At 39.1% G+C, this 16,235-nt stretch carries 13 protein-coding genes; 1 reads left to right on the top strand and 12 read right to left on the bottom strand.

Annotated elements, in window-relative coordinates:
- Nucleotides 1–308 precede the first annotated feature (308 nt).
- The 12 genes from G0028_RS07815 to G0028_RS07760 form a co-directional block, all read right to left on the bottom strand.
- The gene (locus G0028_RS07815) at nucleotides 309–1,061 is read right to left on the bottom strand and encodes a TIGR02594 family protein (RefSeq protein ID WP_180046644.1); all 753 of its coding nucleotides are present in this window, start codon (nucleotides 1,059–1,061) and stop codon (nucleotides 309–311) included.
- Nucleotides 1,058–1,372, bottom strand: a complete 315-nt coding sequence (locus G0028_RS07810; protein WP_180045154.1) for a hypothetical protein — start codon at nucleotides 1,370–1,372, stop codon at nucleotides 1,058–1,060. The genes G0028_RS07815 and G0028_RS07810 overlap by 4 nt, the downstream gene beginning before the upstream one ends.
- 74 nt (nucleotides 1,373–1,446) lie before the next feature.
- Entirely contained in the window at nucleotides 1,447–1,890 is a 444-nt protein-coding gene (locus G0028_RS07805; protein WP_180046642.1) for a hypothetical protein, read from the bottom strand.
- Nucleotides 1,891–2,436: 546 nt separating this feature from the next.
- On the bottom strand, nucleotides 2,437–2,976 hold the full coding sequence (locus G0028_RS07800) for a DUF4376 domain-containing protein (RefSeq protein ID WP_180046640.1): 540 nt from the start codon (nucleotides 2,974–2,976) through the stop codon (nucleotides 2,437–2,439).
- Nucleotides 2,973–7,397 (bottom strand): host specificity protein J, encoded by a 4,425-nt coding sequence (locus tag G0028_RS07795; protein WP_180046638.1) that lies wholly within the window; start codon nucleotides 7,395–7,397, stop codon nucleotides 2,973–2,975. The genes G0028_RS07800 and G0028_RS07795 overlap by 4 nt, the downstream gene beginning before the upstream one ends.
- 55 nt (nucleotides 7,398–7,452) lie before the next feature.
- Nucleotides 7,453–8,034 carry a tail assembly protein gene (locus G0028_RS07790; RefSeq protein ID WP_180046636.1) on the bottom strand — a complete coding sequence of 194 codons (582 nt, stop codon included), beginning with the start codon at nucleotides 8,032–8,034 and terminating at the stop codon, nucleotides 7,453–7,455.
- Entirely contained in the window at nucleotides 8,018–8,767 is a 750-nt protein-coding gene (locus tag G0028_RS07785; protein WP_180046634.1) for a C40 family peptidase, read from the bottom strand. The genes G0028_RS07790 and G0028_RS07785 overlap by 17 nt, the downstream gene beginning before the upstream one ends.
- 3 nt (nucleotides 8,768–8,770) lie before the next feature.
- Nucleotides 8,771–9,580, bottom strand: a complete 810-nt coding sequence (locus G0028_RS07780) for a phage minor tail protein L (RefSeq protein ID WP_180046632.1) — start codon at nucleotides 9,578–9,580, stop codon at nucleotides 8,771–8,773.
- On the bottom strand, nucleotides 9,567–10,505 hold the full coding sequence (locus G0028_RS07775; RefSeq protein ID WP_180046630.1) for a hypothetical protein: 939 nt from the start codon (nucleotides 10,503–10,505) through the stop codon (nucleotides 9,567–9,569). Before G0028_RS07775 ends, G0028_RS07780 begins: the two co-directional genes overlap by 14 nt.
- A 52-nt stretch (nucleotides 10,506–10,557) precedes the next feature.
- A complete protein-coding gene (locus G0028_RS07770) occupies nucleotides 10,558–10,902 on the bottom strand; it encodes a phage tail protein (protein WP_180046628.1) in 345 nt (114 codons plus the stop codon).
- Complete coding sequence (locus G0028_RS07765; RefSeq protein ID WP_194088760.1) at nucleotides 10,903–14,883, bottom strand: tape measure protein; 3,981 nt, start codon at nucleotides 14,881–14,883, stop codon at nucleotides 10,903–10,905.
- 253 nt (nucleotides 14,884–15,136) lie between these two features.
- The gene (locus tag G0028_RS07760) at nucleotides 15,137–15,811 is read right to left on the bottom strand and encodes a hypothetical protein (RefSeq protein ID WP_180046624.1); all 675 of its coding nucleotides are present in this window, start codon (nucleotides 15,809–15,811) and stop codon (nucleotides 15,137–15,139) included.
- A 157-nt stretch (nucleotides 15,812–15,968) separates the two neighbouring features.
- Here G0028_RS07760 and G0028_RS07755 point away from each other — a divergent pair, with 157 nt between their 5' ends.
- Nucleotides 15,969–16,190 carry a hypothetical protein gene (locus tag G0028_RS07755; protein ID WP_180046622.1) on the top strand — a complete coding sequence of 74 codons (222 nt, stop codon included), beginning with the start codon at nucleotides 15,969–15,971 and terminating at the stop codon, nucleotides 16,188–16,190.
- Nucleotides 16,191–16,235: the final 45 nt, after the last annotated feature.

The raw sequence follows: 16,235 nt of genomic DNA, 5'->3' as shown, positions 1-16,235 counted from the left end.
TTAAAAACTGATTTTATACACATGATACGAAATTTTTATTATTGTTTTTGCAAAATTGTCATTACATTTTAGCTGTTTTTTATTCCAAAATTATTCCTGACTATTTTTTACTCAAATTGGTTATAAAAAGTTGAAAATAATTCTGTTGATAAAAGCCCTTGGTTAAGGGCTTTTTCTGTAATATTATGCCACCGTACTAAAAACATGAAAATTAATAAATACAATGAATTATGAATTTCATAAAGTTTGGCCAAGCTCGAAATTTAGTTTGGCCAAGGTAATGTTTTGCAAATAGTATGGTATTGTAGTTAAGCCTCACTTACTTTTGTTGCACTCACCCCATCCAAAAATTCCAACTTATAACGAGACTCAGCAGGTCGGCTTGTTTTCCCATACCAACGAAATTCCTGAAAATCTGAATCACTGTATAAGGCATAAGAGACAGCATTGCCTTGATTCCCACCTAAGCAGACTAATTTTTTAGTTTTTTGGTCACGACCAACTACGAAACACACATGACCACCACCATTGCGGGTTTTAATTGCAACACACCCATATGCAGGCTTTGCGAGTTTAGATCCGTAGTTCACATAATCTAAGGCGCGGTACCAATGCTTTGGATATTTCACACCTGCCACTTTTAAACAGTGCGCCACAAAGGTCCCACACCATGGCGTTTCATCGTCAGTGAACCAACCGCCAAGTCCTTTGATCCAAGACAGGATTGTTTGGTTATGTTTTTTACCTACAATCTCACGTAAACCAATATGTTTTTTCGCTTCAACCATCCATGCTAAATCATTTGAATTTTGCGGTGTGGCCAAAAGACTATTGATACCATTTAGCTGCGGTGCATGTAACTCTGGTTGATAGATCTTCTTGCCGATCAAGCCGAGTAGTGGAATTACAATTCCAATAATGATGCCTTCATGTTCTTTTGGAATGAGTTGGAAATCTAATGCCCATTGCAAAAGTGGAATTAATACAAGCATAAAAAAAGCTCCCAACATCGGGAGCTTGACTGACAAATATTGCCATGGGTTTTCATTGATTAATTTCATTTATTATCCTCTCGATGGCTTTGCATAATCGCCATATCTTGTTTAAGTTGATTAATTGAATTGATGGTCCATGTGCCACCAGACAATGCAACAGTCAGCACCACACCAAGCCCCCACTTCAACATCGCAATCGCACCCTGTGCTTTATGGTTTTGCTGCTCAAGCAGTTCCACTTTTACTCGTTGCTGATCAAGTGCCTGGTGATACCCTTTATTAATTGCATTAGTTTCCACCAACTGCTCTGATACTCTCTGCAGTCGATCTGATACTTCATTTAACTTTTTCCAAAGTGATGCGCTTGGCTCATTCACGTATGCCCCCTAATTTTTGGCAATAAAAAACCACCCGAAGGTGGTGTGTTTCAATTTTTTACTTAGGTTCAAGCTCATCTACATTGATTAAGTAATGCTTTTTTGAGTGAGCCATCCCCATCAATAATATCTGAGATTTTGCATCTATTTCCCTGACAATCAACTTTATAAGTCACTTTCTTCTCTTTATAGAATTCACCATAAGGAGCTAGTGTTACTTTTACAAGGTTTTGTCCTACTTTTTGAAAAGAGGGTTTTTGACGATATTCTGGATCTTGGCTTTGCCACATTTGATCCTGCCAAGCTTGACCACAATCTTGCCATCTACCTTCTCTTAAATTGTTTTGAGCCTGCTCTAAACTCTTATCATAATACAAAGCTAATAACTCATCTCCTTTTTCCAATTTTTTACCTTGCTGATAAATTTCTTTCAATAACTGAATCTGAGGATCTGTATTTGCAAAAACACTTCCACTCAACATGAATGATGATAATAAGTAAATAATTTTATTTTTCAAAATACACCCCATATTTAAAATATCATATTGAAAATAAAAACATGATTATAAATAATATTTTAAAAAATCAAACATCTATTTGAACAACTTCACCATTTCGTGCAAGGCTGCTTTAACGAACTAGGCTTTCCCATAATTGCTCATTACCTATTGCAACTGAAGTTTTTGACATTGATTTTTCCTTATTATTTACAATAAAAAAGCCACCTCTCGATAGCCATTAAAAATTCATATAACTACAATGTAGAAATACATCACTTAAATTCAAATAAAAAATTTTACAGCTTGTTGCGAAATACGAATGACTCATACTGTCTTTCATTGCATATATCATCATTTCACGCATCAATCTGCTTTGCTCATTTAATAAAATTGCATTCATATGACCTCTTAAACGTCGACTTTTCCCAAGAATGCAAAAAATGATGTAAGTCCGCTTGCTGCTGTGACTTTTTGAGTAATTGCGACAGCACTTGTTTCGAGTACTGCCTGTGTTTCCGACATGTATTTCCCCTATTTTTGGCAATAAAAAAGCCCCGATTGGGGCTAGTACTGAATTAAATTGATTTCATCTATTGAATTTGCATCATAAATTAACTGTCGTGCAATACGACTACGCTCATGACAACTTGCAACATGCATTGCAAGTGCGATTCTTAAATCTTTCAATTGTCCCGCATTTAGTAAAACAACTGAGTTATCTTTTGTAGTCCATTCCACATCTACACTAAGCTCGCTTGCAGTAATGATTCGAGATTGTGAAACAGGATTGGAATCGAACACATGATCTAAAAAAGAAAAACCACCGTATTCGGTGGCTTCTCGTTCCGTTTTAATCTCAGACCATTTTTGATCTTTAATTTGCTCTATACTTCTTTGATCCACCCATGTTTTACTCTCATAATCAAAAATATGAAACAAAGAAGGTTGCTCAGGCATCTTGCGCCACCAGCCTGCATAATACATGTTTGGATTAGGTGGGCTAGAAACAGCTAAACAACCAGCGGGCTTGTTTAATTTAATCGTTTCTTCATTTGCATAAATTGTTTGAAGCAATTCACCGCGTTTAGAAATAATTGCTGTCATTTTTTAAGCTCCAAAGTTGCTATTGTTGCAGATAAAATCTTGCTAGCATAACCAGATTGGGTTCCATGGATGGAAACCCCGCCATTTGCGACTTTGGTTGTAAAACCCAATTGCAATGAATAGGTTGCATTACCTGATCCTGTATTATCAATATAAGTAGGTAGCTGCACGGCAGTATTAAACAAAGCAACATCTTCAAAAACGCTGCTAGGTGACCCAACTATATATTCAGCAATAGGATTGCCATTTTTTAATAAGACAATACCGCACAATAAGTCTTTGGCAACACCAGATATCAATCCTCCTTGCCTTGTTGTTGTAACAGCAAAGTCTGAAATAATAATGTTTCCATCAACCCTACATTTACCACCTGCTCTATTAATTGTAATAGAAGCACTATTTCCTATTAGTGAACCACTTGCCCGCAATACCTGCCTCCAATCACCAAAAACTTGAGGTGTCAATATTGAAGATACCTTTTTTTCTGCGAGATTGGTTATAGCACTTGGAACTGTTACAGCTTCATCTTGAATTTTCAATGTTGAAACTGCCAAATCATTAATATTTGCTGTCTTTACTTTGATGTCACCAAGATTCGCACTAATCGCACTTAAGCTATCAGCATGAATTTTATTGGCATTGATTGATCCAATATATGCATCATCTAAATACAAGCCCTTAGGAATGACTGTGCCATTCGGCAAAGTTGAAGCTGTAGATTGATAAATAAATGCATAAGCATGTGAAACACCAGAAACGCCCGATGGTGCACCAATTGCGAATTTATTGGCTTGAATAATGAAATCAACAGTTTTGCTGTCATTTTCAATACCCACACCACCAATCAAATTACCCGATTGCAACTTCAATGTTGCCCGTGCAGTCAAGCCATTGATTGATGTTTGTTGAGCTTGAATACTTGCTGTATTTTCTCCGACTTTGGTCTGTAATGTGGTTGTCGCTGTAACATTGGCTGATACAGCATCTGCGGTTGCTTTAATCTGTTGCTGATATAAAGCATCATTCTGATTCATTTGCGTAACAACTTGATCAACACGGATAGATTGTGCTAAATCTCCCTCGATTCTTGCTGATTGTTCAGACCACACCCCTGCATAACCGCCAGAATTACCAATAAGATCAGACTCTGAACCAATCAATGGCGGATTAATTTGCGCATACACGCCATTCAGCATGGTTGTATTCGCAATCACTAGCTTATCAACAGCAGATAAATCTGACTTAACCTGATTTAGAGCACCTGTACTTGCTTTGTCTTTAATTTCTAAATTTAAAGCATCAATTAACACCGCATTTGAATTTGATTTCTCAACTGCAATTTGTGCTGAATTTCGCACAGTTGCTAAAGCTTGATCATTCTCAACAATATAAGTATCAATCTTTTGGACAGTGGCTTTATCTCCCTCTATACGCGCTTGAACTTCTTGCTGTGCAAAGGCTTGAACATCATTGACTTGAGCAACAGTTGTATCAATGCGCTTACTCAAAACAAGATCACCCTCAATCATTGCTGATTGAAGCGACCAGGTTCCCGCGAAGCCTTGATTATTACCGATCAGATCAGATGATGAACCAATCATAGGAGGATTCAACTGCGCATAAACACCATCTGTTTTTTCAGCAGTCAATTTCAGATTATCTGCAACAACCTTAATTTCTGATTGTGCAGCTGCTACTCCATCATCACTAGACTTTTTGACAGTTTCAACAACCTTAAGTACAGCCTTATCTCCATCAATAATTTGCTGAGATAAACCATCTTTTGCTTGTTGAATCGCATACTGACGATCAATAATTTCTTGATTAATCTGATCCTTTGTATTCTGAATATCCAGTTTAATTGGTCCTATTTCTGCATCTACTGCTTCAATATGATCAATCTTAGTTTGCAGATCCTGATGAAGTTGCGTTTCAGTGATTTGCCCAGACAGAGCATCCAAAATATCAGATACTTGTGCTGTTGAAGTCCCACTAGTCCAATCCGACCATTCCCCGATATTTCCGATTCGATCAATCAAACGACCTCGATACCAAAGCGTAACATTTGCCGCTAAGCCTTGAATTTGTGTACTTGTCGTCGGATACGCAAATAATCCCTGAACAGAAGCATTTGCACCATTTGATGTTGTGGACACCTCAATTTCAGTATGAGCAGTATCAAGGGCACCCACCACAGGAAATCCCCACTCAACTTTCATCCCAAACATCGTACCTGTGGCTTTAATGAAAGCCAATTTGGGTGGCTGTCCGGCTTTTCCTTTGAGTTCAGTCAAAGCAGAATAAGTCGGTAAAGAGCTGACATCAAAAGCAGAAATTGCTGTGACACGCGCCTGATAATTGCCTGAATAAATGCCCTGTACTTCAACTGAGTTATTACCTGTTAATGGTAATTTAATCCACGATCCATCATCTTTACGCCACTCCACCAAGTATTTAACGGCTGCTTGTGCTTGTGGCCATGTGATCAACATCGTTGCAACAGTTAAACCTTGCTGCACCATGTGCTCAGCACTTACAGTAACAGAAGCAACAGGTGCCTGAACTGTGGGTGTGATGATTGTGATCGGACGATCATCAATGACTGCACCGAAGTCAATCGCATCATATTTAGTAGGATTGTATTGCAGTCCTGTGATTGTAAATTGATGTGATTCATCTTGTGTGATCGATACGACACGGAATTTCATCGTTGCTAAATCTTGCGCATCAATGACCCACACATTTTGCGGAGCAACTGAATCAAATGCAGCAACCACAGTCACCATTCGACCATTGATCGACTGAACGACACGTGCCTGTGCTTTACCATCTTCACCGTTCACAACCAGTCGATCACCCGCTTTACACACAACATTGTCACGATCCAATGTGATCTGTCTTAAATCAGTACTGACTTTTGAAATACGTCCACCATTTGCACGCCCTGCAAAAATCGGATCTGCAATTTCAATCACTTTACCTGGCAACGGAATGTAGCCATCTAAGCCAACTTTAAACGTGACTGTACGCGTCTCATATTGCTCAGATTTTAAAGCCCAAAGTCCTGCGCGTTGTGCTTGTCCTTCTGAGGTACAACCCCATGCCGAAATGTCAGCAATACGAATTCCGAGACGTGAAATTGCAGGTTCATCACGTACAGGAATGTATTCTGTTTTATAGCGATTTTTTGGGTTATCCCATGCCACTTTTGCAACTGTATGTCGATCACGTGCACGTGTGCCAGAGTATTCAAATAAACCATCAATGACGTTTGCGGAAGTGTATGTAAAATAAGTATCTTGCGGCACATCCGCATCGCAAACAATTGACTTACCATCCCAATAAATGAATGCACGAAATACACCTGCCATTTTTGACAGTACAGTCCAAGCATCTTCTTGTGATTGCTCATAAACATTCAGTGTAAAACGCGGCTCTTCACCGCCGCTGCCATCAGGTACAAGTTGATCGCAGTACTGCGCAAGGCGATAAATCGACCATTTATCAATCATAGATGAATTGATTCGATCACCTAAAGCATAACGTTTTGTAATACATGCATCGTAAAAATGCCAAGCTGGATTGTTTGTGTAAGCTCGCTTAAATGTGCCGTTCCATAAACCCAAGTATTGTCGGGTTTCAGGGTTGTAATTAGTTGGCACTAAAATTTCAATACCGTCACATTCGACTGCTACTTTTGCAACATTTGAGAATGTTTCAGCATCATATTGCAAACCAAGCAATGCTGTATTGGGATAACGTAACTTAGCATCAATCACTTCAGTGACTGCTTCAACATACATTTTGTCGCTGATAAATTCTGATGTCGCATTTGGTGTGATACGACGCACGCGGATCTGCCAACCCTTAGATGCTTTAAGCAAGTCAATGCGATGCGAACGCTCATAGTTCGCCGATGTCTTATCAGTTACTTGTGTATTTAAAACTTCAGTCCACGTACCCCCATCGGTTTGAACGTCCATCGCATATTGGATCGTAATGCCATTCACATCACCATTTTCTTGATTCTGTTCACGCAATGGTCCCCATTTCAGACGTACACGAACTGCATCCATGTCTAAATTTGTAAATGCTTTGACCCATGGCGATGCTGATTTAAGTTCTACACCTATAGCTGTTTCAGATGAAATATCTGGAAAGCCTTCAATGTAATCTTGGTCATTCGTGCCAAGTCGAGTATCAACCGTGATGTTCTCAAAGTTACTGTTGCCGTTTGCATCATGTAACGGAGTATCATCTAAATAAATCGACTGAAACCCATTGGCTAACCCTTTGATTTTTCCTTCTGATAAACCATATAAAATTTTAATGTAGGTTTTAGATTGTGCTGAATCGGGCGCAACAACAGCCTGTCTTGCTTTTTTTGAACCTGCTTTTTCGCCTTTGATCATTGCGCTCATAATTTTTCCTAAGCAATAAAAAAGGCGCTGAATGCGCCTAAAACTAAAAACTGAATTACATTAAATCTTCAGGATATTGACCTGCTGACACAATAAAGCCGCCGATCTCACGCCGACCACGTAACACCGGGACTGGATTACCCTGAGCGACGGTTGTCACCGCACCACCAAATCCAAAATTGGCTTTATTGCCATCGCTGTTTTGATCTTGTGTATTGTCGACTTTTGGCATCAACATTTGAGCTACACCACCAATCAGCATACCAATCCCAGCACCAACAAGATTTGCGCCCCATGCTTGGCCATATGCCATTGCAACAGCACCAACCACAACCATCACTGCACCCAGTATTGTTTGCAAAACCCCATTGTTACCACCTGCACCAATCACGCGGGGCACGATTTTAATGACCGATGCAGTTGTATTCATATCCAATTCTTTTGCAGAGATATTTTGCTTATCCTGAAAAACCGCAAACTCTAAACCACGTTCATGTGCATGTAACATAAACTTTTCAAAGCCAGGTATTTGTATAGATAAAGCACGCACTGCCTCACGTGTGTTTGCAACATTAAGCTGAAATTCTTTACCAAATTTCTTGGCTAAGATGCCATACAATTTAATTGTTTTGAGCATGTCGTACCACCTTAACTACACGTTCTTGCCACTGTTGACCAAAGATTTCACGCACCGATTTGCGTCCGTATGGGTGATGTAAAATTAAAGCTGAACCAATGCAAGGCTCTGTCTTTTCAGATTTCAACATACCGTTATCGCCGAGCCAAATTACCGCATGATTCACATGCTCAGTACGTCCAACTTTGCATAAAAGTACATCACCATATTGCATATCACTGACTTCAACAAAACCTGCTTTGGAAAAGTTCTCTAAATATAGTGATTCATTTTCTACCGATTCCCACCAACGATCTTGACGCTCAAAATCAATGAGCTGAATACCCAATTCACGCTGATAAAAATCACGCACGATTGAATAACAGTCTTGCCAACCATGATGATAGTTTCGCCCCACAAGCGGTGCCTTATAGCCGAAAGGCTCATAGATCTGAAACTCAAGATCAGGATAAGCACAAATCACCCATGGTTTTTCATGCAATTCTATTTGATGTAAATCAAGATCAGATGCCTGTGCTGAAGCATTGGGATGTGAGTGTACATAGGCTTGAATTTCCCCCACATCTTCAGCTTTGGCTAAGTCTTTATGATGGATTTCAAACTGATGATCATTTTGAGCAATGTTTCGACATGCGATATATTGATCATTCACAATCACGCCACAGCACTCACGTGGAAAACACTTTTCAGCATGAGATCGAATGGCTTTTTTTAGCTTTGCTGTGAGTTTCATACATCACCCCAATAAATTCGCAGCAGGAAAACCACCAAATGGAATCGCTTTGTTTTCACCGAAACGTAGCCGGCATGAAGTAAGCCGACCAGGACATTTGTCTAATGCGGGGTTGTCTGTTATCTCGTCTTTTTCAGTGAACATTGCAACACCTGTGTAACCACATTCTTCACCGCGATAATCCCCCATCGTCGCCCAATGACACATCGATGTAATCTGTCGAACTGGAATACGTAATCCTTCAAAATCAATGGGGTTTGAAAGCTCAAATGTCACTGCTTGCGGGTTTTCAGAGGTTTTTTGCTCAATATACCAAAGCTGTTCTTTTGCTTCATTTGCAGCAGTTTGATTACCTGAACCAAAGTTTTCAGCATCAAGATACTTTGCAAGTGTTGTGATGACTTTAAGCTTTGCACCTGCAAAATCATTAAATTGCAAACAATATGCAGAGACCGCATTTTGAATACCATTGATATTATTGGCCATGCTGAGTGTTGGTGCTGAAGCTTTGCCATCTGAGCGCATTTCTAAGCCGGATACTTCCAGCGCCATTGGCTCAAATGTTTGTCCCTGCCAGATGATATTTCGCAGCCATGCTTTTTCATTGCTAGAATCAAAAACTTTACCGATTGAGCCTGTATCAGCACCAATTAATTCAGCTGAGCCGATGGTCGTATAAATGCGCTCCCAATCTTCATAAGATATATGCCCATGAAAACGCAAGATGCCCGCACCTAAGTTGCGAGCATCTAATTCATAAAGCGTAATCAACCCATCGACATAGAGTTTTTGAAAATCACTATTCAGCGTCATCCTTCAATGCCTCCGAAACTGCTTGAGCCAAGTTGGTCGGTTGAAAATCTATAGGTGTATCTGAAATTTTAATTTTGGGTTGTAGTAATGCTTTTAAACGAATGTCGATCCAGCGACCTGTCGGAATATCACGAGGCTTTTCAAGATTCGGAACAATATCACCTGTATCTTCATCAAACTTTTTAGCAAAGGTTTTGACTTCAATCGTATCGTCTTCAAGCTGTTGGTACTGTACAGCAACCAGCACATTACCATTGGCATCTTTTGGCATTTCGATGTACCAACCGTTATCTGAAAAACCTTCAGTATTTTTTAGCAAGTAATGACCAACGCTGACCTTTTCAAAATTTGGGTTTTGTTCAAAAGCCTCTTCATTCGCTTCGATTTTACCTGCAAACAGCTTAATAATTGGTGATGCTTTTTTGATGAAGCCATTTGAGTCTACTGTTGTGTTTGCAGCTGTATATAACGCATACCACGCTCCCCAAACTGTCGCACTAATGGGTGAACGAATATATTGATATTTACCATCTATACCAGAAAAAATTTGCCAACTGTATGAATAATTATTATTAGTGATGTGATAGCCACGGATAGCACCGTAACTTTCTGGAAACCCTGGTGTCGCTCCATTGTTTGTGTGATAGTAAGTGTCATACGCTCCACCGTTTTTCGATAATAAATAGCTATATAAATCCGTTGGGTTTTTTGAAACTATATCAACAACACCAATATCCGCAGCTAATTTACGCCCCAAACCAAACGCCCCCACCTCCATCACATTGCCAGCCTCAGTTCCCACCATTCGACTTGCAGCATGCGTATTGTTAGTAAAGTTCTCATTTACTTTCACACCTGTCGAACGAAACGTATCACCACCTGCGCCAGTGGGAGTGCTGCCTAAATTAATTGTTTGAATTGCCATATTTTTTCTCACAAAAAAACCGCCAAAAGGCGGTGATTAAAATTTGAATGAATTAAGGGTGAAAAACTTGATAGAACGTTGTTGATATTTGCCAAACATCACCCCCAATTTGCTTTGGTGAATATGATGTATTTGTTTTAACCCACACCTCTCCATCCAAAGGTGAATCCCAAAGAAAGGAATCAGCACCTTTATGCTTATCAAAGAATGCTTTAATTAAAAGAATTTCATCTTTATAGGCTGTTCGTTGGTAAGACCATTCTCCTTTTCTGTTATTAATCCCTATTGAGATATTTTGTTCATACCCATCACCAAATTTACTGGTTAAAACATTGAAGTTTTGGGTATTTGAGTTCCCATCTAAATCACAGGGAAATGTAAATTTTTCATTGCTCATCTATTTCCACCCCTGACGATTCGCCATCCTAAATCGCTTCTCGATCTTCGCATCCATCATGGCTTCATTCTGCTTTCGCATTTCAGTTAAAATTACCTTTAATTCATCCCCATCCCATTGAGATGTAGCTTCAACTGGTTGAGAGGTTTGATTAATAATGGTTACTTTTGCTTGCTTAGCTTCAGGTGATCGTTTCTCAACAAGTTGCCTTTCACGATAAATCTGCGAATAAGAATCAGGTTGAACGCGCGAAGATCCAACCAAACCACCATCTTTATACTTGGATACAATAAACGGTTCCGGAAGTTGATTCCCCGCAATTCGCTTATGTAATTCTTCGTACTCACGTTGGAATGGCATTTCCCCCGTGCGGTTCATATACTCCATATTCGCAACACCGATCTTCTTCACCGCGGATGCTTTAGTCACAAACTCATAGTCCGAAAGCATTGCGGGAATGGAATCACTTGTTGAAGTACCGGGACCGCGAACGTGACCGCCTGTAGCGTAACCATCACCTGTTGGTCCTGCAAATTGCTGCGCAGCAATTACACCAACAGCTGCATAGCCTGCTGCACGTATAACAGTAGCAGCTGACATACCGAAAATTGTTCCACCCTCAGACATTGCTTTGGTTGCTGCGAGTTCAGTGTTAATTACAGCTTGAGCAATCGCCATCTCTTTTTGAACAAAAAACATGGTTTTATATGTTTTGCTGTTCTTATCCTTACTTTCAGCAACCATGTTTGTTATATCATTCCAAACAGATGATGCTTGAGACAACATTGACCCATAAAGTTGAAGCTGTGATTCATGTTGACTCTGTGCTAGATCTTGTGCTTGTGCTGCATAGTCCTCTTTGATTTCAAGCATTCTTGCTTGATGAGTTCTTTCAGCTTGCTGCAACAACTGATTTCTATAATTAGCATCTTCTATCTCAAATCGACCAGCTTCATCCTTGCGATTAATACCCTTGACATCTTTTTGGTAATCATCGAAAGCATAACTAATATCATTGGTCATGTTGTTTTGAAGATTCCAACGCGCAAACTCATCTGGTGACATATTTGCTTGAGCTAAGATCCTAAGCTGATTGTTTGATGATTGCTTTTGCCGTTCTGTCAAAACATCTGACAGCTCTTGAGCTTTACGTCTTTGTGTTTCATCAAAAACAGCGAGTTCATACTTAGCTTGATCATCAATAGCTTTTTTAAGCACCTTCTTTTGCTTATCACTATACTGAGTACTTAAAATTAACTCTTGTTGCGCTCGATCTCTAGCATAGACAATTTTTTGTTGCTCACTCCATTGATATCCATTCAGAGATTCGCTATAGCTAAGCTCAGCTAGTTTGCTTTCTGCCGCATACCGTTTTTCTATATCTGGAATGAGATGCTGTAAACCAAGGCGATTAGCTTCCGCAATTTCATCAAGACGCTGTTGGTTGCGAATGATATCTTCACTACTATATCTTTCACGCAGTTGTTTGATTTCCTTCTCTAGTTTTTTCTGGTCATCTAGGAATTTTTGATAAGCTTTTCCTGAATCATCAGAACCAAGTAAATCACCTTTCTTACCATCACCCCATGAAGCCCATTTATCAATTTTTGGTAAATATCCTGCAACCTCTTTATTTCTGTCGGGCGAACCATTAACTTTGCCTGTATCAAGAAATTGCTTAGAACCTGTTGGTCCAGCATTGTGAGATAGAATCGCCTGCTTCAAACTACCTGATTTTTTTAATTCATCAGAAATAGCATCTACAACAATTTTACCCACAAATAGGAAATCATTATTTTTCGATAATGGAATGTTATGTTGATCACGATAAGCTGTCGTGGTTTGCCATGGACCTAATGCTCCTGTACGACTTTTCAAGGCTGTTCCTGCTTTTGATTCTTGCATGTACAGACCAGCAATAACATTTGCAGGAATACCTTTGCTTTCCGCATAAGCACCTAATCCGCTTTTAGAAACATCACCGTACGCTTTTCTTAATAGCTCGACTTCCGCTTGCTTGTATTTATATTGCTTTTCATTCTCTTTATTTTGCTTCCTTTTAGCATCTATTATCTCGCCTTCTTTCTCTTTTACCTTATCAAGAATATTCTGAGCTTGAATAATACGATTGATTTCTTCTGTTGTTACAATAGCTGTCACGCCATCACCCAAGGCTTTCTGCTTCTCCTTTTGGAGTTTATTGATTTGATCAATCACCTCTTTGCTAAAGCCCAAATTCATGTAAGCTAGACGCTCATTTGCACTAAGAACATCTTGATTTAAACTGTCAAAATAGTCCTTTTGAGCTTTTGCGGCTTTATCGGCAGCACTGGCGTTTTTATTCAACGCTTCAGTGTACTTATCCAACCCAACTGACGCATTTGTCGCCTTATTCCCATTTAACTCAACTTGATTACCATAAAGTTTTAATTTATCGGCAACTTTTACGGTAGTAGAGGCTTGCTCAATATTTGCATTTACAAAGTCTAAACCCTGCTTTTTCTGCTCTGGAGTAAGAATATTTAAGCTATTTAGCTGCTCCAATGCATCAGCTTGAGAAATAAGACCAAGTCTAACTTTGCGAGAAATTTCAGCAACCTCTTCATTTCCCTTATTTGCATTCTGAACAGAGATAACAAAAGCATTAAATTGATAATTCAACTCTTTTAGTTTCTTGTTCTGCCCCTCGAATGCCTCTTCAAGGTCTTTTTTCGCTACGTCAGCTTCAACACCTTTTAACTTCAGCAATTCTTCAGTAGTTCTTTCAGCAACTTGAGTCTGCTCTTCAAGTTTTTTGCTTGCTTCTTCTGTACGTTTTTGCATGTACATGTAGCCCGCAGCTAAAGCAGTTACTCCGATTGTTAACGCACCAATAGGACCACCAACCAAACCAAGCAAGCGAGTACCAACTGCACGGCTTGCATTTAATGCATTTTGAGCTGCTGTCTGTGCTGCAAGTGCTGCTGTGCCTTGATTTAAAGCTAAACGATGTGCAACTTCAGCTTGCGTTAAGCGTATTGTTGCTGCTGCACGTGCCTCACGCGTAAGAGCACTGTTGCGCTCTTGTCGAGCAAGGTTTAACTCTGTTGCTGCAAGTGCTGTAACTTGGCGTGTACGCTGAACCTCTAATGCTGCAAGTCGAACATGTGATTCTAGTTGCGCTGTTTTTGCTGCTCGATCTGCTATTGAATCAGAAATTCCCTTTTTCATTGCAACTGATTGCGTAAGAATTGCTTTGGTCAACATTGCAACACCGCCAAGTACAGCAATATGAGCTATCGAATCAAGATTGTCTGCTAATCCTTTAATTGATGATGATAGGAATGATGCTGCACCTGATGCTTCACCTGCACCACCAATAAACTGTGTTGCAGCATTATTTAATTGAGTGAGAGATTGTCCAATTGTGAAATTTGTTTTCCCGAAATCCTCCTCAATGGAGCCTGACATTTTTTCAATCGCCTGAATCATTTTGTCAGTAGTTAACTCACCTGCAGAAGACATTTCCTTTAATTCAGCACGAGTAACACCCAAACCTTTAGCAAAAACCTCCATTAGATAGCCCGCATTTTCTGACATGGATACGAACTCATCGCCATTTAATGATGATTTATCAAAAGCTTGACCCAATTGGTACAATGCCGCTCCCGCTGCTTGTGCGCTTGATCCTGAATTGCTAATAGACTTTGAAATTGACTCTGTAATTTGCGCAACTTTCGCCTGACTCAAACCTAATTTTTCACTGTTATATTGAATCTTTTGATAAATTGCTGCTGTGCCGCCCCATGCTGCACCTGAGCGTTGAGCAATATCAAAAGTGTCTTTCATTGCTTTATTTAGTTCTTGCTGACTGTTTGTAACTAAACGAAGACGGTTATTTAAATTTGTCCAATCATCCATCTTTGCAATAGCTGCACCCGCAGTAACTACGCCCATCATGTATCCAGCAAGTTGACGACAAGCTACAGAAAAACCATCCATAGAACGCGATGCAAAGTCACCATTACGCTGAATACTTCTCAACTCGCGATCTAATGCTTGTGCATTGCGTTCAGCATTTCGTGAGTCAATCACGATTCTTAAAATTGATTCTTGAGCCATATTTACTTTCCTGCGGGCATAAAAAAGCCCGCGGATGCGAGCTATAAATTTAGTGTTTTTGTATTACTGCAAATCAACTCATTTGAAGCTAATTGAGATAATTATTCCTAAAATAAAGATAGATAACTTCACCTTATTCAACCTTATTAAAATTTTTCAACACTTTGTATTTGATCATTTGATTATTTGCTTCAATTACCTCTAATACAGCCCCTTTATAACCAATGGTTTTGGATTCGCTTAGATCATATTCAACATCATTATTAAATGCTGGGCGTGCTAAATTACTCGAAAATTCTCTATATCCGATATTGATTTTATTTCCAACTTTTCCATTATAGATAAGCGTTTGCTGAAAAGAATTATCTTGTGCAACATTAACAGTTCGCTTCTCCCCAATGTCTTTAAAGTGACAAGCTTTATTTAAATACATACCTACAATACAAAGGCTGTTGTCACTTGTAACCAATAAAGAGATTATTCCAGTGTTATTTGGAACTGTGGCGCCATCAGGAATATTATTGGTTGGTGAATAATAACTACCTTTATTATCTTCTCCTGTTTTTAAATAAAACCCCTTAGGTATATTAAGTAAAAATTTTTTATTGTTTTCAGGAATATAGTACGCCTCTCTCTTAGTATAGATGCCCTGAGTCAACAATTGATCTCCTATGTATGATTCATTAGTACTCCCTATGGGTGGTTTGCTGACATTTTGAAATGTAGCTTGATAGTTATATTTTGGTGTTGCACATCCACCTAAAACCGCACCAATACCCAAGATACTAATCAATAATAATTTTTTCATTTTAAAAAGCTCCATAAAGTGCTTATAAAATATCAAGTTGGGTGTAAAAAAACTACCTTTACAACTTATTACTTTTGATACCTAGGCACTTCTTCAAACAAATCAATTTATGTTATAAGGAGCGCTCTTTGTAACTTTTTGCTCTTTAGGCATTTTTATGAAAAAAACCTCCTCATCAGACCATTTAGAATCAACCACATTAGGGTGGAAGTTTGTTGCCATTATCGCTCTTATAACCACTATATTTTTTACTTTTCTCTATTTAGCCATGTCTCATGAACCTGATTATATGCCTAGTCATAAAGCTAAAATTGCTCAACAAGAACAGATCAACTCGCCACAACCTACACCCGTAGAACAGGCTGCATCTGAAAAGTAATTTATAGGGATCTAAATACGATAATTAAAAACCACATTTCGGTGG

Origin of the sequence: Acinetobacter piscicola (assembly GCF_015218165.1) — a bacterium.
Lineage (GTDB): Bacteria > Pseudomonadota > Gammaproteobacteria > Pseudomonadales > Moraxellaceae > Acinetobacter > Acinetobacter piscicola_A.
The sequence above is the reverse complement of the archived record's forward strand: the minus strand, read 5'-3'. Positions and strand labels throughout refer to the sequence as shown.